Annotated in this window: 17 protein-coding genes; 6 read left to right on the top strand and 11 right to left on the bottom strand. The window is 61.6% G+C overall.

The features are described 5' to 3' along the window. Positions 1–6 precede the first annotated feature (6 nt). From Q1K70_RS20245 to Q1K70_RS20230, 4 genes are all read right to left on the bottom strand, one after another. Positions 7–2,286, bottom strand: a complete 2,280-nt coding sequence (locus tag Q1K70_RS20245; RefSeq protein ID WP_300163888.1) for a TOMM precursor leader peptide-binding protein — start codon at positions 2,284–2,286, stop codon at positions 7–9. A gap of 15 nt (positions 2,287–2,301) precedes the next feature. Continuing rightward, positions 2,302–2,571, bottom strand: coding sequence for an NHLP leader peptide family RiPP precursor (locus Q1K70_RS20240; protein ID WP_300163885.1), 270 nt, complete (start codon positions 2,569–2,571; stop codon positions 2,302–2,304). Between the two features lie 52 nt (positions 2,572–2,623). Continuing rightward, on the bottom strand, positions 2,624–2,899 hold the full coding sequence (locus Q1K70_RS20235) for an NHLP leader peptide family RiPP precursor (protein ID WP_300163882.1): 276 nt from the start codon (positions 2,897–2,899) through the stop codon (positions 2,624–2,626). Between the two features lie 295 nt (positions 2,900–3,194). After that, entirely contained in the window at positions 3,195–3,866 is a 672-nt protein-coding gene (locus Q1K70_RS20230; RefSeq protein WP_300163879.1) for a class I SAM-dependent methyltransferase, read from the bottom strand. A gap of 91 nt (positions 3,867–3,957) precedes the next feature. Between Q1K70_RS20230 and Q1K70_RS20225 the strand changes: the two genes are divergently transcribed. Together Q1K70_RS20225 and Q1K70_RS20220 are read left to right on the top strand one after the other, a co-directional pair. Further along, positions 3,958–4,590, top strand: coding sequence for a TetR family transcriptional regulator (locus tag Q1K70_RS20225; protein WP_300163876.1), 633 nt, complete (start codon positions 3,958–3,960; stop codon positions 4,588–4,590). A gap of 263 nt (positions 4,591–4,853) precedes the next feature. Continuing rightward, a complete protein-coding gene (locus Q1K70_RS20220) occupies positions 4,854–5,420 on the top strand; it encodes a DUF6790 family protein (protein ID WP_300163873.1) in 567 nt (188 codons plus the stop codon). Between the two features lie 405 nt (positions 5,421–5,825). Here Q1K70_RS20220 and Q1K70_RS20215 read toward each other — a convergent pair whose 3' ends face one another. The 5 genes from Q1K70_RS20215 to Q1K70_RS20195 all read right to left on the bottom strand — a co-directional run bounded on the left by Q1K70_RS20215 (position 5,826) and on the right by Q1K70_RS20195 (position 9,640). Beyond that, a complete protein-coding gene (locus Q1K70_RS20215) occupies positions 5,826–6,356 on the bottom strand; it encodes a flavodoxin (RefSeq protein WP_300163869.1) in 531 nt (176 codons plus the stop codon). A 13-nt stretch (positions 6,357–6,369) separates the two neighbouring features. Then, positions 6,370–7,509: an aldo/keto reductase gene (locus tag Q1K70_RS20210; protein WP_300163866.1), complete on the bottom strand. Its 1,140-nt coding sequence runs from the start codon at positions 7,507–7,509 to the stop codon at positions 6,370–6,372. 183 nt (positions 7,510–7,692) lie between these two features. Beyond that, positions 7,693–8,100, bottom strand: a complete 408-nt coding sequence (locus tag Q1K70_RS20205) for a cupin domain-containing protein (protein WP_300163863.1) — start codon at positions 8,098–8,100, stop codon at positions 7,693–7,695. A gap of 71 nt (positions 8,101–8,171) precedes the next feature. After that, on the bottom strand, positions 8,172–8,798 hold the full coding sequence (locus Q1K70_RS20200; RefSeq protein ID WP_300163860.1) for a flavodoxin: 627 nt from the start codon (positions 8,796–8,798) through the stop codon (positions 8,172–8,174). 83 nt (positions 8,799–8,881) lie between these two features. Then, entirely contained in the window at positions 8,882–9,640 is a 759-nt protein-coding gene (locus Q1K70_RS20195) for an SDR family oxidoreductase (RefSeq protein WP_300163857.1), read from the bottom strand. A gap of 576 nt (positions 9,641–10,216) precedes the next feature. On the opposite strand from Q1K70_RS20195, the gene Q1K70_RS20190 reads away from it, so the two are divergent. The 4 genes from Q1K70_RS20190 to Q1K70_RS20175 all read left to right on the top strand — a co-directional run bounded on the left by Q1K70_RS20190 (position 10,217) and on the right by Q1K70_RS20175 (position 16,686). Continuing rightward, entirely contained in the window at positions 10,217–11,161 is a 945-nt protein-coding gene (locus Q1K70_RS20190; RefSeq protein ID WP_300163854.1) for an AraC family transcriptional regulator, read from the top strand. Between the two features lie 852 nt (positions 11,162–12,013). Then, positions 12,014–15,193, top strand: a complete 3,180-nt coding sequence (locus Q1K70_RS20185; protein ID WP_300163851.1) for an efflux RND transporter permease subunit — start codon at positions 12,014–12,016, stop codon at positions 15,191–15,193. Beyond that, positions 15,190–16,473, top strand: coding sequence for an efflux RND transporter periplasmic adaptor subunit (locus Q1K70_RS20180; protein WP_300163848.1), 1,284 nt, complete (start codon positions 15,190–15,192; stop codon positions 16,471–16,473). The genes Q1K70_RS20185 and Q1K70_RS20180 overlap by 4 nt, the downstream gene beginning before the upstream one ends. Positions 16,474–16,518: 45 nt before the next feature. After that, entirely contained in the window at positions 16,519–16,686 is a 168-nt protein-coding gene (locus Q1K70_RS20175; protein WP_300163845.1) for a hypothetical protein, read from the top strand. Between the two features lie 525 nt (positions 16,687–17,211). On the opposite strand, the gene Q1K70_RS20170 is transcribed toward Q1K70_RS20175, so the two are convergent. Further along, complete coding sequence (locus Q1K70_RS20170) at positions 17,212–18,450, bottom strand: metallophosphoesterase (protein WP_300163842.1); 1,239 nt, start codon at positions 18,448–18,450, stop codon at positions 17,212–17,214. 787 nt (positions 18,451–19,237) lie between these two features. Then, on the bottom strand, positions 19,238–19,631 hold a 394-nt coding region (locus tag Q1K70_RS20165), incomplete at its 5' end, for a S24 family peptidase (protein ID WP_300158780.1).

Here is a 19,631-nt window from a genome sequence, read left to right as displayed (position 1 = left end):
GCCGCCTCAGAAGAAAAAGGGCACGGGGTTCATGGCTTCTTCCGGCAGCGGGGCCGGCAGCCAGCCGAGCTTCACCGGGACCTCGGCCAGCCGGGCCGCCCCCAGGCGCGGCCAGAAGTGGACCAGCCCGGGGACCATGACCCTCGCCACGCGCAGCCCCACCTCGGGCCGGCTCAGGTCGACGACCAGCATCTCGAGCCCGAGCCCGCGCAGCATGGCCGTCGCCTCCTCGATGTCGGTGAGGAAGTCGTCGGATGTCCGGCTTGCGAACGCCGCGACGGGCCTTGGCGCGGCCTGCGGCCGGGGGCGCAGGAACGCCATGGCCGAGAGGTTTTCCCCCGTGACCCGGCGGTGGGGGGCGTTGACGCCGACGCGCTTGACGAAGGCCAGGCACTGGCCGAGTTCGGCCACGGCCCGGTCCAGGGCGATGCCAACCCCGGCGTGGGCGCCGAAGCCGAGCAGGGGTTCGGCCTCGGGATCGGCCTCGTGCAAGGCCACGGCGGCCAGGACCGGGACGGCCAGGTCGTTGGTCAAGTCGAGCACGTGGAGGCGGTAGCCGCGCCGGGCCAGACCGGCGGCCGCCTCCCGGACCAGGGCGCTGCCGCAGCCGTCCAGGTCCAGGGCCGGCAGGCGCAGCCGGTTGTACCACCACACGGCCACGGCGTCGCGCTCGGCCAGTTCGTAAAATCCCTGCATGACGGCCTCTTCCAGGCAATTGCCCGCGGCCACGCCGTTGGAGTCCCCACGGCAGAACCGGCCGCCGGCCGCCTCGGGGTAGGCGTAATAGACGCAGGCGGAGGGCACGAGCCGCCAGGCCCGGCGGGTGAGGGACCAGGCCGGGGTCCAGTCGATGGGCGCGGCCTCGTCGAAGGGCTCGGGGACGAACCCCGTCCTCCCCCGCCTGGCCCAACCTTCCCGGTCCGCGTACTGGCTCGGGCTGAAGGGGTTGAGCAGGCCGGGATGCACGGCCTGGCTCCTGACGGCGTCGTAGGCGGCGGTAAGGCGCGGCTCGTGGCCGAAATGCTGGGCGCAGTAGCGTTCCAGGGCCTCGCCCAGGGCGCTGGCCCTGGCCTGGGATTCGCTGCGGCCCTTGCCCGAGGCGATGCCGACGGCCATGCTCCGACCCTCGGTCCAGTCGCCCCCGACGTCCCGGACCGTGGCCCAGGTGGCGGTCACGGCATGGCCGAAGCATTCGGGAATGTCCCTGGAGGCCGCCAGTTCGCCGACCTCGCCGGTGATGGGGGAAAGGCGCGGTTCGAGGCCGGCCAGCGTCTCCCGGGCGCCCTTGATCCGTTCCCCGCCGTCGGTGTGTCCGGATTTGGGCCGGGAGGACAGCACCAGGGGCGCCTGCGGCACCCCGGCCAGCGCCACCGGTCCCCCTTGGCCGCAGGCCGGACAGTGGGGCCGCCGGATCAGTTCGTGGCGCGTCAGGGCGAGGGTTTCGAGGTTGAGGGAAACCACGCCCTTGCCCAGGAAGGCCCCGGGGCTCCCGGAGACGGCCTTGGCCAGCTCCAGGCCGAGCAGCCCGGCCAGGGCGGCCAGGGAATACGGGGCCACGCCCCTGGCCAGGCGGGGCGGGCGGCCGTTTTCCCGGGCCAGGCGCGCCTCTTGCGGCCGGTGGCCGCGCAGGCGGTGGAGCAGGCACTCCAGACAGGCGGTGCGGCCGGGCGAAAAAAGCGGCCCCATCCAGGGTTCGATGCCGCACGGCTTGACCGGAAGCCAGGACCAGCCGGCCTCAAAGGCCAGGCGGTCGACGACGGCGAGCTCGGGTTCCAGGTAACCGGGCGTGACCACGATCCGGATCGCCCCGGGGGAAGGCGGGGCCGTGGAGCTCCCGGCCACGTCCACGGAAAAGGCCCCGCCGTTCGCCAGGGCCTCGGCCAGAGCCCCGGGGGCGAGCCCGCCGACGGCCGCCACCTCCAGGCGCGGCCGTCGGGAAAGCGACTGCGGATCGCCCCCGAGGCGCACCGTCAGGACGTCCGCTTCACAGCGGACGTCCCGCCCGTTTGCGCCCAGGAGCCGTTGTTGGCGCAGCCGCAGCAGTCCGTAGTGGACTTCCGCCGGAGCGAACCGCCCGGACAGGGCGTCGACGATCTCCTCCTCGGTCCGGCTGCCGTCGAGCAGGCCAAGCAGGGCGACGAAAAGCGGGCCGACAAGCCGCAAAGGCGCGGTCTCGGCGAGCAGGACCCTGGCTTCGCCGCCGTCCGGCGTTTCCGCTGCGGCCGGCAGCGGCAGCAGCCAAGGGTGCAGCCGCGGCCTGGCCGATGTTTCCGACGATTCCTTCATGCCGAAGACGCCGGGCTAGAACAGGGGGGCGCAAATCCCCGCGGCGATGCGGGCCTCGGCCTCGGGATCGTCTGCCAAGGCCTTTCGCGGCAGTACCAGCCAGCCCTGGCCGTCCGAGGCTTCCACCACGGTCATGGCCATGCCCTGGGGGACTTCGAAGCCCTCCTGCGCCAACACCGCCGCCGGCGACGCCATCAAACGTTCCTTGAAGGCCTCGTCCGCCCAGGCCTTGGCCACGATCCTGGCCCAAACCCGGCTCCGATCCTGCTGCTTCCTCGTGTCCATGCGATCCTCGTTGCCGGTTTGCAGCGGCACGTCCCGAACACGCGTCCTCGAATCACTCGCTGTAGCTTACGCAGTAAGGGGCCGCGGCGATCCGGATCTCGCCCACCTCGACGTCCCCCACGGGTTTTCGCGGCAGCACCAGCCAGCCCTGCCCGTCCGTGATTTCCACCACGGTCATGGCCATGCCGCCGGGGATTTCGAAGCCCTCCTGCGCCAACACCGTCGCCGGCATCTCCAGCAGGCGACGCTTGAAAGCCTCGTCGACCCAGGCCTTGGTCACGATCCTGGCCCAAGCCCTGTTTTGTTCCCGCTGCTTTTGCATCTCCATAAGGTACTCCTCCACGGAATTCCACACTCCGGCGGCAACGGGAGCCTTCGCGCCTTGCCCACGCCGTTCTCCCGATGCTTCCCGTCGTATGGAGGCTTATCGCGAAATCGGCAGCGGCGCTGTCAGGAATTCCCCTGATTGTTGTAGCGGAATTCAGGGGCATGAAGGGAGCCATGCCGATTTTACGGCTAAAGCTACCCTGGCCTGCGGTATGCCCGGCGTTTCGGCGGCGCGCTGCGATCGCGGCAAAGCCCGAGCCTGAACGGCTCGGGCTTTGCCGCGTCGCAGGCCGCGGTCATGCGCGGCCGAGTCGCATGCTCAGCTCGACGTCGCCGCCGAAGGGCACGGACAGGTAGCCATTTGCCGGCAAGCGCACGCGCGCCAGGTAGTCGGGGCTGCGATCGGCGTCGTCGGCGACGATGCACGCCCCCGGCTTGAGGCGGCTTTCCACCAGATCGAGGATCTCGGAATAAAGCGCCTTGGCGCCGTCGAGCAAAAGCAGGTCGATGGTGTCGGGGAGATCCGCGCCCAGCGTCCGCAGCGCGTCGCCCTCCCGGACCTCCACCAGGTCGAGAAGCCCCCCGGCCGCGAGGTTTTCCCGCGCCCGCGCCGCCTTGGAGGGCTCGAACTCGCTGGTGATCAGCAGGCCGCCGCCGTTGTCCCGCAGGGCCGCGGCAAGGTGCAGGGTGGAGATGCCGAACGAAGCGCCGAACTCGACGATGGTCCGCGCCCGGCAAGTCCGCGCCAGCATATAGAGCAGGGTTCCCGTCTCCCTCGAGACGGCCAGGGGATAGTCCTTCAGGCGTCCGTAGAAATCGAGGTACTCGGTCTTGCTCCGCATGAGGCGCTCCCGCTCCGTGGCGGACAGGCCGGCCAACGCCGGGTCAGCCGCCGGCGAGTTCGCGTCGGCCTCCTTGAACAAACGGTCGAGCAGGGGCGCAAGCGGCGTGGTGGTCAGGGTCGTCATGCAAGCCTCCGGTTTGAAGTTGACTGCGTGTTTTCGCCGGACCAAAATGCGATGAATTGTTCAGCTTCACAATTCGCATTGCGGAGGCCCCATGACCGATCGCCGAATCACGCCGATTTCCCAACGAAAACAACCCAGGCAGGCCAGGTCGACGGAACTCGTGGCCGTCATTTTGGAGGCAGCGGTTCAGGTTCTGGCCCAGGAAGGGGTGCGGCGCTTCACCACGGCGCGCGTGGCGGAGAAGGCCGGAGTGGGCGTCGGCTCGCTGTACCAGTATTTTCCGAACAAGGCGGCCATTCTGTTCCGACTCCAGAGCGACGAATGGCGGCAAACGGCGAATCTGCTTCGCGATATTCTTGAGGACACCCGAAAGCCTCCCCTTGGGCGGCTGCGCAGCCTGGTCCACGCCTTCCTCCGCTCGGAATGCGAGGAGGCCGCGATGCGCGTGGCGCTCAACGACGCCGCCCCCCTCTACCGCGACGCGCCCGAGGCGCAGGAGGCGAGGTCGAGGGGAGACGGCATCTTCAAGAACTTCATGACGGAGGCATTGCCAAAGGCCCCGGACGCGACGCGGACGCTGGCGGGCGAGCTGCTCTGGACGACGCTGCGCACGGTGGGAAAGCAGTTTTCGCAAACGCCCCGCCTACCCGCCGAGATCGACGCCTACGCCGAGGCCATGGCCGACATGTTCGGCGCTTATCTCGGGAGCCTTGGGCGCGGGTGAAGCAAACGCCCGCAAGCCCGGGGCCGTCCTCTTTCGAAGGACGCGGGGAAGCGACCCGCCCTCGCCGTCCCAGTGGCATCCTTGTGCGCACGCCAGCCAAGGCAAGGCGTGTCCTGCGGCCGCCCAGGACCTTGGGGAGGCGGGCCATGGCCGGACGGCTTGCCTGCCGGTCGCGAACAAGGCAATGGAGAAGGGAAGCTCCCAGGCTCGCGGCACAGGCCACGCGCCTACGACCGCAGCCTTGAAACCGGAGAGGAGTCGCCATGGAACGTCTCGCCGCCTTCCTGCTGGCCCTGGCCGCGTTTGTCGCCGCGTCGGCCCTGCCCGACTTCGGCAGCGGCGTCCTGCTCGCGGCCGGGCCGCTCTTCGGCCTGGCCGCGGCCGCCAGGAAAGGGGCGCGCGGGGCCGAACGCCTGGAAGACGTCCTCAAGTACCTCGTCTTTTTCTTCGTCGGGGTCGGCGGCGTCTGGGGCGGGGTCGGACACGTCTTTTTCGCCGGGCAGACGGCCGCCTCCATCGGCTGGGCCCCGAGCCCCTTTCAGTTCGAGGTGGGCCTGGCCAATTTCGGTTTCGGCGTCGCCGGGCTCCTGGCGCCCTTCACCCGGCCGGCCTCCTGGCTTGGCCTGGCCGTCGCCCAATCCGTCTTCCTGCTCGGCGCGGCGGGCGGCCACGTCGCCTCCATGCGGGCCGGAAACTTCGCCCCGAACAACGCCGGCGTGATCTTCTACACGGACATCCTCGGCCCCTTGGCCATGCTGGCCCTTTTCTGCGGCCTGCGCCGGGCAAGGAAACGGGCGCAAGCCCAAGGCCGGCCAACCGAGGCCGCATGACCGCCCCGCTCCTGACCCCTTGAGAACATCGTCCGATCGTGAGCGCTTGAGCAAGATGACAACTGGCCGCAAGGGAAGCGAGAAGGCGCACCCGGCCTGGGCCGCGAACTCTTTTTGTCTTGAGCGCCGCAACTGAAGCGGAAACATCACCCACGGCGTCCCTGATTGCTGCGCCGCCCAGGTTTTTCCCGCCGTCACAGCACGCACCCCGCCCCAATACCGCCGTTGCCGCCCAAGCCGCGGCAGTATTTGTTTTGCGGCGTGCCCGTGGGCGTTGCGTCTGACCAAACCGCGAGAAGTCCGGGCGTGAAAGGATAACGACCGACAGGGCGGTAAAAGTACATCCCTTGGGATGCGGACCGCCGTTTACCAGAATCACTTTCATGCAGTGCTCCCTGCGCGCCGTCATGCGACAAGGCCCAGTCTCCTGAGCCAGCCGGCAATATCGCTTGCAGCGCCATGGACGCTCCCGCCCCTGACGGGAAGGCCCTCCAGGACCTTGGTTCCAGGGCAGAGCTTTTTGATGTCGTTTTCGCTGCGCCCCATGCCGCTGCCCTCGTGGGTGCAAAGCGGGGCGATGGTCTTGCCCGCGAAGTCGTAGGATTCCAGAAAGGTGAACACGGCCATGGGCATGGTCCCCCACCAGTTGGGATAGCCCAGGCAGACCACATCGTATTTCGCCATGTCGGCCACCCGCCCGACCAACTCGGGGCGGGCGTCATTGCGCAGCTCCGCCTTGGCCACGTCGGTGGTCTCATGGTAGCCGGCCGGATAGGGCTTGACCGTTTCGATCTTGAAGAGATCGCCCCCGGTCAGGTCCCGGATCATGCCCGCCGCGACGGCAGTGTTCCCCACGGGGAGGTCCACGATGTTGCCGCCCACGTAGTTCATGCCGGCCCGGGAATAGAAAGCCATCAAAATGCTTGTCTCGCTCATGGCGCGCCTCCTTCTACCTGGTGGGCAGCCCGGGACCGTTGTCGAAAGTCTCGGACACGTCCTTCATGAGTGCCGCTATGGGCAGATGTTGCGGGCAAGCCTCCTCGCAGGCCTTGCAGGCGATGCAGTCGCCGGCCTTGCCGTGGGTGGAGGCCAGGTTGAGGTAGTAGACGAACTGGCTGGAAATGTTTGTGGTGACGGCGCGCTTGGAACTGTTGTACAAGGCGAAGTAATCAGGAATTGGAATATTGCCGGGACAGCCCTCGACGCAGTACCGGCAGGCCGTGCAGTCGATTGCCGCATCCTTGTTGATAATATCGGCCACTTGGGCAATGATTTGATACTCTTCCTCGGACAACGGCTTGAAATCCGCCATATACGACGTGTTGTCGAGCACCTGTTCCATCGTGCTCATGCCGCTGAGCACCATGAAGACGCCTTCCTGGCTGGCCGCAAACCGGACGGCCCAAGACGGGATGGACGCGTCCGGAGCATAGGCCTTCATAATCGCTTCGGCCTGCGGAGGGACCTGGGCGAGGTTGCCGCCCTTGCAGGGCTCCATGACGATGATCGGCATCCCGTGCTTTCTGGCGACCTCGTGGCATCGCCGTGACTGGATGCCGGGATTCTCCCAGTCGATGTAGTTGATTTGCAGTTGCACGAAGTCCAGTTCGGGATGGGCTGTCAGGATCTCGTCAAGCAGCTCGGGGGTATCATGGAAGGACATGCCGACATGCCTGATTTTCCCTTCCCGCTTTTTTTGCTGTACGAATCCGAAGGAATCGTACTGACAGGCCTTCTGGTAGGCGCTGACCCCGATATTGTGCAGAAGGTAGTAATCGAAGAAATCAACGCCGCATTTTTTGAGTTGCTCGCCAAATATTTGTCCCTGCTCCTCTGCGGCGGTGAGCATTCTGGGCGGCAGCTTGGTGGCCAGAAGGAAAGCGTCTCGCTTGTGGCGCTTGACCAGGGCTTCCCGGACGAAATCCTCGCTCTTGAAACTGTGGTAGGTCAACGCCGTATCGAAATAGGTGAATCCCTTCTCCAGAAACATATCGACGAGCTTGCTGAATGTTTTCATGTCGACCGTAGTCTGATCCTCTTTATTGAGGAGCGGCAGCCGCATGCAGCCGAAGCCGAGTTTCTTGAGCATGGTCTTTTCTCCACTCCAGGGAGGTCAGCATGCAATGACGCTTTTCACAACATCCGTCTTGATCGTTACGGGCAATGCACTGGCGTCAGGCGCTGTCGCCCTTTTTTCCCGGCAAAATTTCATTCAAGCAACGCAAGGCGGTCAAGGTCCTGGGATGGCCGATAGATAGCCGCGGGACGCTCCTTACTTCAACGCGTCGTAGTCCGCGTCGGCCACGGGCTCCAGCCAGGTCGCCGGCCCCTTCTCGGGGTGGACTTCAATGGCCAGGTGCACGAACCAGCTGTCCTTGGCCGCGCCGTGCCAGTGCTTCACCTCGGCGGGGATGCCGACCACATCCCCCGGGTGCAGCTCCTGGGCCGGCTTGCCCCATTCCTGGTAATAGCCGCGTCCGCCCGTCACGAGGAGAATCTGGCCGCCCGCATGCTTGTGCCAACTGTTGCGGCAGCCCGGTTCAAAGGTCACGTTTGCGATAGGCAAGGCCGAGCCCACGGGCGTAAGCATATTGACCCATACGGTGCCGGCGAAGTTCTTGCTCTCGAACTTTCCTCCAATGGGAAAAATGACGCTCTTGCTCAAATCTTCCATGCACATGGTTTCTCTCCTCAACGATTTCTTTCGCGGGCTCGAACACTGTCCGGTTATCTGCCGACGCGCTTGCCCGCCTAGACAGGCATTCCCATCGAACGCAGCCAAGCGGCAACGTCCTGCTGTGACGTTTTTACAGATGTTCCAGGAATGGCGAGACCATCCAGAACGGTTGCCTTTGGGCAAAGTCCTTCGATATCGGCGCGGCTTCGACCGAGAGCGCTGCCGCCGTGGGTCATGAAGGGGGCGATGGTCTTTCCGGACAGGTCATTTTCCGAAAGAAAAGTCATGACCGGCATGGCGATCGTTCCCCACCAATTCGGCGAACCGAGAAACACCATGTCGTAGGAGGCGAGATCGGGAATCTTGGTCTTGATCGGCGGCCGATAACCCGATTCCAATTCCCGCTTGGCCTGCCTGGTCGTTTCCCTGTAATCGCCGGGGTAGGGGTTCACGGTTTCCATGGCGACGAGGTCGCCCCCCACGAACTGATGGATCCGGTCGGCGACTTCCCGGGTGTTTCCCGTCCTGGAGTAGTAGACGACAAGGATTTTCTTGCCGGATTTGGCCGCGGCGGTCTGTGCGGCGGCCAGGCGCGGGAGAAACGGCGCGACCAGACCGGCCAGGAAACCGGTCGCGGCGAGCTTCAGGAACGCCCGCCGGGAAGAATCAAGCCCCTTGCCGTCGTTATAGGTCTTTAACATGGCTGTCTCCATGGCTGTTGCACCTGTTGGCGTTTTGCAGTGAGCATAGCGACTCCGCTTTTCGCGGCTATTGGGAGCGCGCCTTAGTATTCCTGGCCCGTGGGACGGAAGACAATCTCGTTCACGTCCACGTCCTCGGGCTGGCTCATGGCATAGACGACCGCGCGGGCGAACGCTTCAGGCGGGATCGCAAAGGCATCGTAGAATTTGCGAATGTTCGCCGCGACATCCGGCTCGGTGATCCTGCTTGGCAGTTCCGTATCCACCGCCCCGGGAGAGATGATCGTCGTCCGGATGTTGTACGGCTTCACTTCCTGGCGAAGCCCTTCGGAAAGGGCGCGAACCGCGTACTTGGTTGCCGAATACACCGCGCCGCCGGCGTGCACCTTGTGTCCGGCCACGGACGAGACGTTGATGACATGCCCGGATTTCTGCCGCTGCATATGCGGGAGCGCAGCCGCAATGCCGTAGAGAACCCCCTTGATGTTCACGTCGATCATCTCGTTCCATTCGGAAACCTTGAGACGCTCGAGCGGGGAATGCGGCATCAGGCCGGCATTGTTGAGCATGACATCGACGCGTCCGTAAGACTGGACGGCGACATCGACGAGATTTTTGACCTGACCGCAGTCCGTAACGTCCGTGGCTTTCGCCAGCGCCTTGCCGCCGGCGTTTGTCAATTCGCTTACCAATGCCTGAAGACGGTCCATCCGGCGCGCGCCCAAGACGACGGCCGCACCCTGTGAAGAAAGAAGTCTGGCGGTTGCCGCGCCCAACCCGCTGCTGGCACCCGTAATAACGACGATTTTACCTTCGATGTTGTTTTGCATGGCTTTTTCCATGGTCGCCTCCTGAGTTAGGGGTTCCTCGGAAACACTGTCCATTATCTAATCCCGCGCGATCAGAAACGGGTAGTACGATCCTGCCTAATTGTTGCCTGATCGAACGAAATAAGGGAACGAAGAATTGCCCCAAGGCGCTTGAGGATCTTTAGGGAGGGCACGACGAGCCGATGATCGACTTGAAAAACAGCATGTTGCCGCTTTATGACGGAATACGTCGGCTGAGGACGCGGCTGTCCCTCGAGGAGAGGGACTGGAGCACCGGGCACAATCTCATTCGAGGCCAGGTCGCGATGACAAAATTAGGCAAATTTTAGAGAGAATTGTATCTTTGCCCTCGAACAGAATGGACGTATTGAAATATTAATTTTTATGAAAGCAGCGTGTTGCCACTACAACCAGCAGCCCTTTTCGACAGAAACAAGTCGCGCCGCGGGTTGATCGCGCCGCGCCGATGGCCAGGATGGTCGATTGCAGGGGACAGCAGGCCCAATCTCATAGAGCATATCCATATCTACCGACTCAACAGAAACAGGGTAGCGATATTCTCCGACGGATAGAGACAAAGGGGGCAACATGCATAGCCGTGACAGCAACAAGGTGTGGACGCCTGACGATATAATCATTACGCGAAAATCACTTGGCGATCGAATTGCCAAATGGACAAACAAAAAAGGGCGACACACGACACAAATACCAGATTTCACATTAAGCCAATACGACACGCCGACCCAACTGACGCACTATATGCATGACCCAAGCCTTTGTCTCGTTGCACAGGGAGCAAAGCGTGTATTGCTCGGAAAGGAAATCTATACATACGACGCCTACCATTTCCTTATAACATCTGTAAATCTCCCTGTTGTAGCTCAAGTCATCGAAGCAAGTCGCGAGAAGCCTTTTCTCGGTCTTTTTTTGAAACTCAACCGTCGTTTGATTGCAGAAATGTTTATGAACAGTGACGTTCGTTTGCCAAGGTCACAACAAGCCGGCCGCGCCATGGCCGTGAGCGAGGTGACCTTGCCCATTCTCGACGCCTTTATCCGCTTGATCGACCTGCTTGACACACCAGAGGATATTCCAATCATTTCCCCCCTTGTGCAAAGGGAGATTCTTTACCGACTGCTTGTGGGGGACCAGGGGGATCGCCTTCGCCAAATGGGGGCCGCGGGAACGCAGAGTCACCAGATCGCACAGGCCCTCGATTGGTTGAAGGAAAACTTCAATCGGCCGCTTCAGGTCGAAGAACTCGCCAACCATGCCCGCATGAGCGCTTCGACCTTTCACCGCCATTTCCGGGCTGTCACCTCCATGAGCCCGCTACAGTACCAGAAGTCCCTGCGGCTTCATGAAGCCCGCCGGTTGATGCTTACGGAACATCTGGACGCGGCTTCAGCGGCGTTCCAAGTGGGCTACGAGAGCCACACGCAGTTCAGCCGTGAATACAGCCGCATGTTTGGCGCGCCTCCGCTGCGCGACATCAAGAGCATCCGCCAACTTGCAGACAAACCGGCCTCATGAGCTTGTACGCATCTGGGGATGACCGAGGACGCGGTTCGCTCTGCGCCGGGCAAGCCGGCGGGGGATGGCCGGGTGCGCCCGGACAACCGCCCGCCCCAACAGCCTGTTCGTTGGGACCAGTGCCGGTCACAATCTCTTTTCCAGTCCCCTGGACCGATAGACGGCCGACCGTTCTTTCTTCGTAAAAAAGTGGACCTCCACGAGCGGAAGTCCACTTGGCACAACACTTCTCAGTGAATTGCAATCAAACACCTTGGACAGGGCCAAGCGCCAAGCACGCTGCGCAAGGCAGCCCCATCCTACACCCGGACTAACGCATACCGACCATGGCCCATCTTCATCTCCTTCATGTAGGTGACAAACCAAACCTCTTGATTTTTTTCGCTCATCAACCACCCCTCGACTGTTTGTCCTACTCAAAAATTTCTTCAATAATACCAGATTTTTATTCAGATGTCTTTCTACGCCGCTTCGGACTCCGCAGGAATAAACGATCCGATCAGATTGTTGCCTATTGCTCTGTCGTCGTGTCGGATGATCGCGGGGGTAAGACGATCAGGCAAGCATTCGCCAGGAATAGGTGTTCCGTTCCGCTGCCGGCCTGCTTATCTCTCCAATGGAAAGCCGCGCCTCGAAGAATGCGGCCGAACGGCTGCCTGCATCGAGGTCTCGCGCTTTCCGGTCCCAGGATGATGTCGCGCCGGCCGCGTCCTGCGGTTCCCCCTTGCAGCGCGACCGGCCCCTTGTCCCCCTGGCAGGCGGGCACGCCGCATCGGAAACCGGCTTCGAATGCAGTCGGCGCACGCCGGCATTCCCTGCCCCGCTTTTGGCAAAGGAAACCTGGAAAAAAGTATGGGAATTGTTCGTTTCGCCCTGAGATGGCCACACACCTTTTATGTCGTGGTCCTTCTTATACTGTTCCTTGGCGTAACAGCCATTCGAACCATGCGTACCGACATCTTTCCGGAAATCAACATTCCGGTCGTCACCGTGATCTGGCAGTACTCCGGCCTGAGCACTCCGGAGATGGAACAGCGCGTTTCCACCTACAGCCAGTACGCTTTGAGCGGCAACGTCACGGGCATCCGCAACATCGAAGCACAGACGCTCAATGGCATTTCCGTCCAGAGAGTCTACTTTCAGCCCGATGTGAACTTGGACTTGGCCATCGCGCAGATCGTCTCGGGGACGAATTCCGTGCGCGCCCTCATGCCGTCCGGAATCCAGGCGCCGATCGTGGTGCAGTACAATGCCTCGAGCATTCCGGTCCTGCAGATCAGCCTGAGTTCGGACGACATGTCCGAGCAACAGCTTTTTGACTACGGGATGTACAATCTGCGCCAGCGTCTGACTCCCGTGCCCGGAGTGACCATGCCCGCCCCGGCCGGCGGGCGATACCGGCAGATCATGGTGGACCTGGACCCGGCCAAGCTTCTGGCCACGGGCCTGACCCCGATGGATGTCGTGACCGCGGTCAACGCCCAGAGCCTGACCCTGCCCTCCGGCACGGCCAAGGTCGGCGACACCCAGTTCGTGGTCCGCACCAACGCCATGGCCCCCTCCCTGGATGCCCTCAACGACATCCCGATCAAGCTCGCGGGCGGGGCGACGATCTTCCTCAAGGATGTGGCGCAGGTGCGCGACGGGTTCCAGGTGCAGCAAAACGTTGTCCGATCGGAAGGCCGGCGTTCCGTGCTCCTGTCGATCATCAAAAACGGCAACGCTTCGACCCTGGATGTGGTGCGTGGCGTCAAGGCCGCCCTGGGCGTCGCCCGCAAGGCCGCCCCCCCGAATCTTTCCATCCACGAGATGTTCGACCAGTCGGTGTTCGTGGCCAACTCGGTGGCCGGCGTGGTGCGCGAGGGACTCATCGCCGCCGTCCTGACGGCGATCATGATCCTGCTTTTTCTCGGGTCCTGGCAATCGACCCTGGTGGTCATGACCTCGATCCCGCTCTCCATCCTCTCGTCGCTGATCATGCTCAACTTTCTGGGGCAGACCATCAACACCATGACGCTTGGCGGCCTGGCCCTGGCCATCGGCGTCCTGGTGGACGACTCCACCGTGACGATCGAGAACACGCACCGCCTGCGTACCGAGGAATGGATGCCTCCGGCCATGGCCACCCTCTACGGCGCGGCGGGCATCGCCGTGCCGACGCTGGTGTCCACCCTGGCCATCTGCTGCGTGTTCACTTCGCTGGTTTTCCTGGAGGGGCCGGCCAAATTCCTGTTTACGCCGCTGGGGTTGGCCGTGGTCTTCGCCATGCTGGCTTCCTACGGCCTGTCGCGGACCTTGACGCCGATTCTGATCGGTCTGCTGTTTCGCACCGAACGCCACGCCGACGGCAAGGCCCAAGGCCGGTTCACCCGCTTCCACGAAAGGTTCAACGCCGGCTTCGAGCGGATGCGCGGGCACTACCGGGAGATGCTGACCGTCCTGCTGACGCGGCGCGTCCTGGCCCCTGCCCTGGTCGGCGTCATGTTGCTTCTCGGCGGCGTGCTGTACGTCTTCGTCGGGCGTGACTTCTTCCCGCTCATCGACGGCGGCCAGATCCAGTTGCATGTCCGGGCTCCGGCCGGAACCCGCATCGAAAAGACCGAGGAGATCTTCCAGGCCGTGGAGGACAAGATCCGGGAAATCATCCCGGAAAAGGACCGGGCGCTGATCGTGGACAACATCGGCCTGCCGGCCAGGGTGTACAACCTGGCCTTCGCCGACGGCACGGCCACCGGCGCCAACGACGGCGTGATCCTCGTCTCCCTCAACGAGGACCATGCCCCCTCGGCCCGTTACATCCGCAAACTGCGGGAAGCTCTGCCCGCGGCGTTCCCCGGCGTCACCTTCTACTTCCAGGCCGCGGACATGGTCACCCAGATCCTCAACTTCGGCATACCGGCCCAGATCAATGTCCGGACCGTGGGCTTCGACCGGACCACCAACCTGGCTGTGGCCAAGGAACTGCGTCAGCGCATCGAAGCCGTTCCCGGCATTGTCGATGCCCATATCCAGCAGGAACTCAACAACCCGGAGCTTTTCGTCGACATCGACCGGGCCCGGGCCGCCCAGTTCGGGCTGACGGCCAACGCCATCGCCGGCAACCTGAACGTGAGCCTCAGTTCCTCGGTCCAGGTCTCGCCCAATTTTTGGTCAGACCCCAAGTCGGGCATCCCGTATTATCTGGCCGTCCAGACGCCGGAGTTTCGCGTCGGTTCCTTAAATGATCTCAGCAACACACCGGTCACGACCGCCGCTTCGCCCACAGGCGATCCGGTGCCCGGGCTGCTCAGCAATGTGGCCACCATCTCCCGCAGCGTCCTGCCGACCAATGCCAACCAGACCAACGTGCAGCCGGTCTACGAGGTCTATGCCAACATCCAGGGGCGCGACCTCGGCAGCGTGGCCAGGGACATCGACAGGATCGTCAAGGAGCTCTCCCCGAAACTCAAACCAGGCAACACCATCCAGGTGACGGGACAAATCGAGAGCATGAACAACGCCTTCGCCGACCTCGGCGTCGGGCTGCTTTTCGCGGCGGTGTTCGTCTACCTGCTCATGGTGGTCAACTACCAGAACTTCGGCGTGCCCCTCGTCGTGATCCTGGCGCTGCCCATGACCTTTTGCGGCATCCTCTTCATGCTCTTCGTCACGCACACAAGCTTGAGCGTCCCCTCGCTCATGGGAGCGCTTATGGCCATTGGCGTGGCCTCGGCCAACTCCATCCTCCTCGCCACCTTCGCCCACGAAAAGCAGCAGGAAGGCATGCCGGCCTTCGAAGCGGCCGTCCTGGCCGGACACACCCGCATCCGGCCCGTGCTCATGACCGCCGCCGCCATGGTCGCGGGCATGATCCCCATGGCCATCGGCGGGCCGGGCGAGGAGCAAAACGCCGCCCTGGCCCGGGCCGTCATCGGCGGCCTGCTGTTCGCCACCCCGACGACCCTGTTCGTCGTGCCCTATCTGTTCGCCGTGCTGCGCAAGGGAAACGACGGCAAAAAGGCGCACGGAGTCTTTGAGGAGCTCCCCAAATGAACACAAGAGGAAAAACACCTCGCGACGCCCAGGCCCCGGACGTCCCGCAAGCTCCGGGAACGCCCCCCGCCCGTACGGAAAGCGCAGCCGGGCCGTCTGGCCGCTGGCTGCTCGGGGCTGGTGTCCTTGTCCTTTTTGCCGCCTCCCTGGCCTATGGAGCGTGGCGGCAACATGAGGAAAACGGGCAGGTCCTGGAAGCCGCCGCCGCAACCCGGAACGCGGCGGCCAGGGTCCGTCTCGGCGATGTGCGGACAAGTGATGCGGTCTTCACCCTGACCCTCCCGGCGACGACGAGCGCCTTCGAGGCCGTGAGTGTCTTTGCCCGAGCCAGCGGCTACATCGAAAAACGGTTCGTGGACATCGGCTCTCGGGTCAAGACCGGGGACATCCTGGCCCGGATCAGCGCGCCCGAGCTTGACCACCAGATCGCCCTGGCCGAGGCGACCCTGGCCCAGAACGAGGCCGCCTTGGCCCAGGCCAAGGCCAATCGGGACCTGGCCAAGGTGACGTGGGACCGCAACGCCAAATTGGTGGACCAGGGTTATGTGAGCCTGCAGGATGGCGACGTGGCCCGTTTGACCTTGGAGGCCAGGGCCAGCGACGTGCACTCCGCCGAGGCCACCGTTCAGGCGCAGCGGGAACAGATCAAGGTGCTGCGGCAGCAGAAGGACTACCAGAGGGTGGCCGCCCCCTTTGACGGAGTCGTGACGCAGCGCAACGTCGACAACGGCAGCCTGGTCCAGGCCGACGCGACCAGCGGCACGGCCCTGTTCGCCCTGTCGCGTGGCGACGTGATCCGCATCCAGCTTTACGTGCCCCAGGACGCGGCCGTTGGCGTCACGCCCGGCGTCGCCGCCGTGGTGCGCGTGCCGGAGATTCCCGGCCGGACATTTCCCGGCCAAGTGACCAGGGTCGCGAACACCTTGCAGCCGAACACGCGCACGCTGCTCACTGAAATCGACGTGCAAAATGCCGACGGCGCCCTGACCCCCGGCATATACTGCAATGTCGCCCTGCAGGTGCCCCGGCGCACGCCGTCCCTTCTCGTGCCCAGCGAGGCGGTCATCTTCAACAAGGCGGGCATGCAGGTGGTCGTGGTGCAAAACGGTGTGGCTCGAATCCGAAAAATTGCCGTGGTTCGTGACTTCGGCACCGAAGTGGAGGTGGGCGAGGGGGTGAAGGCCGGAGACAAGGTGGTGCTCAACCCGCCGGTCGACCTGGCCGATGGCGGGAAGGTGCAAGTCGACCAACCGTCCGCGGGTCCCTCAAAACAAATGTAGACGCGTGTGCCTATTGGGAATGGATGGAAATGAAGGTGCAGCAGCATGACGCTCAACGCCGCAACGCTGCGCATTCCGCTGCGAATCCTGTCGCTGGTCGCGGAGATCGACGAGTTCGAGGAGCTTGACAGGCGATCTGCGTCTCGGAAAATCGAAATTTCCGCATCGCTTCGTTCTGCGGCGGGTCTACCGGAAATCCCGACTTTGGGCTGATCCTCTTTTTTTGAAGCGCTATCGTCGCTCCCCGTAGGCTTTTCCCTTTCTGCGTCGTCCTCGACCATGAGGGTGAACGCTCCACAATCTCCCCCTCTCCCCAACGCGCACAAGACTGCGCATTGCGGCGCACCTCGCCAAGCCCCCATTTTCCGGCTCCTTTCACCCGTGCGGCCCAGCCTGCCGCGGCATCCCAAAATTTCAAAATTCGACGAATTCGACGCATCCGACCGGAATCACACGCGATCCACACGAAATTCGCGTTCAAATTCGTTCAAAATCTGTCAACATGCCGAAATTCAATACGATTCCAGAGATCCAGCGCCGACGAACGGGCAAGGTGGGACAAAAGGGATGGGGGTGGGATCGCGGGAAGTGATCATTTTACACGGGCAACTGATCATCTTACAAGACCCCATATGAATAAGCGACAATCGAGAAAAACTGCAAGACATTCATAAGTACAACATAAAAAAACAACTAATAAACGGCATGGCGTCCATGTCAAAGTCATATACTCTTCGTCTAAACTCCACTGTATTGCGACAACTGCAACCCCTGTTTCATTGATGATGAAGAAATAGTCTCGAGGAGGCCACTCGCTACCGATGAAGTAGAGATGTAGGAGTTGTGAAGCCCCGACTGGCTGGTCCCGTTGTTCTGCAGCAACTGCAAACCGGTTGCTCTGGAGGAGGATGGGACGGTAAAGACGCGGCCGTCCGTAGGAGAGTTGATTTCGGTGAAGGAGTCGCTAAGGGTCCATGGGCTGATCCCATCGCTGGTATAGGTATTGACCGTCACCGTCGATACTCCGGAATCGGTATCGGAATTGTGCACGTCCACCACCGAGTAATTATAAAGATTTTTCACGTTCCAGCTTGCAGGGGCATAGATGGTGCTTGCTTCATTCGTGACGGTGCCGGTGAGGGGCGCTCCGACCGAACCGGCGATGATTTGCGGGATCGTATTTTTGAAATACAAGCCAGGATTGGGATCGGAGGAGCCACTGGTAAAACTGGAATCAACCATCACACGTGAATACAAATGGTCATGCCCACTAAAGGCCGCTGCGACATTGTTGTTGTCCAAGATTTGCCAGTACTGGCCCATGCTAGCGGACACGGCAGTGTCGTAGTTTTCATAATTCGGCGAAAAAGTCGGATTATGCGTGATTACGAACTTGGTTGTGGCTGTACTGCTGGACAGAGTATTGTTTAGATAAGTGAGTTGGTTATAATCCAGAGAGCCGGGATCTGAGTAGGGAGCACTCGGTGACGAGGGGACATAAAATCCATCCAGGACCACGAAAAGCGACTGCCCGTCTGAAGATGTGAAAGAATAGTCGAGGTTTTCATAACCGGGATGGCTGGTGGTCTTGGGCATGAACGTGGTGGGCGACAACATTGTATTCTGAGCCATAAAGGTTTGGTAGCCCGTTTGGCTCGTGTAAGACGAGACCGTATCTCCCAAAGATGCCTGATACAATTCATGATTCCCGATCACTAGATATATGGGTGTCTGGGCAGGCAAGCCCGTTGGCGGCGTGCGCATGAAGTTGTACCAGTCTTGATAAGTAAAGTTATTGGTCCCGTTGAAGTCAGCGTCGCCCAGCACGGAATCGTCACCCAAGAAGATCACAAAGTCGGCGGACGGGTTGAGGGCCGAAATACTTTGGTTCGCGCTTCCCAATACTGCTGTATTGATGTAACTGCTAAGATCATTGCTACGTGAATCGCCCATGACGACGAAGCGAAAATCTGACATTGTTTTCTCTCATGGATACACTGTTTTCAATGGCGAAATATGAAACTTACACTTACTCCAGGGGCCAGGAATCTAATCTTATAGCACGCCCTTGTTTGTTATCATGCAAACCACTATAAAAACACTCCCTCTTCAATTTCAAAGTGTGATCTAAAATGAGCACAAACCTTAGTCAATTGAAATATTGAGTTAATTTGTTGTCATACAGTTTCGCTCTATGCGAACACACACAGTCCGATAAAACGGCGCACCCGCAGCATGCGCCCTAATCGAACCTCTCCCCGTCCATCTCCCCCACGCGCAGCCCTCTGCGCATTGTGTAGCGCCTCGTCACGCTCTCATTTTCCGGCTCATTTCGCCCGCGCGACCCGGCCCATCCCGGCATCCCAAAATTTCAAATTTCGATGGATTCGATGCATCCAACTGAAATTACACATAATCCAGGCGAAGTCCGCGTTCAAAATCGTTCTAAATATTTCAACACACTGAAATAACATATAAAAATAACAATCTCCGCCAGGCCGGAAAAACCTGGGGGACAAAACGGGTGGGGTGGACCGGATGACAGGGGGATTTGGGATTGCGGATAAATCGGGTCCGTATAGGGAGTCAGGCAAAGTGAGAAAGGGCCTGGGGCCTGGATCGGACAGGACGGAAGGAGGCTAAACGTAGGACTGACGTGGACTTCAGGGCGTGCAGAAGACGAGCGAGACGCCCAGAAGGCAAGATGAGAAAACCGGCCGAAGCGAATAGAAAATATCAGGCAAATTAAGAAGGCTTACCCGGTCTAGCGCACATACTCTCGGCAGCTCCAGACCACCCGGCCGATGATCCGCACCGAAGACGCAAGATCGCCGTTCATATCCACCTCAATCGGGCTATATGTCGGATTCTTGCTCCGCAAGATGAGCTTACCAGGTATGCGGTCCAAGTATTTCACGAAGACTTCGTGCTCAATTCCAACGGCGAAAAGCCCGCCTGATATAATCTGATCCTGGCTTTCATCAATTAGGACCGTGTCAGAATCCATCAAGACCGGTTCCATGCTGTCGCCTGCCACATCCATCAAGACCATTTTCTTTGCGCGCCCCTTGCGAAGCAAGAAATCTGTCTTGAAAGCATAATACCCGACAATCTGCCCCTCCGTCTCCAAGCTGCCAGTCCCGGCAGCCAAGCGCGCC

The sequence above is a fragment of the Solidesulfovibrio sp. genome, assembly GCF_029978005.1.
In the GTDB taxonomy this organism is placed as follows: domain Bacteria; phylum Desulfobacterota; class Desulfovibrionia; order Desulfovibrionales; family Desulfovibrionaceae; genus Solidesulfovibrio.
The sequence above is the reverse complement of the archived record's forward strand: the minus strand, read 5'-3'. Positions and strand labels throughout refer to the sequence as shown.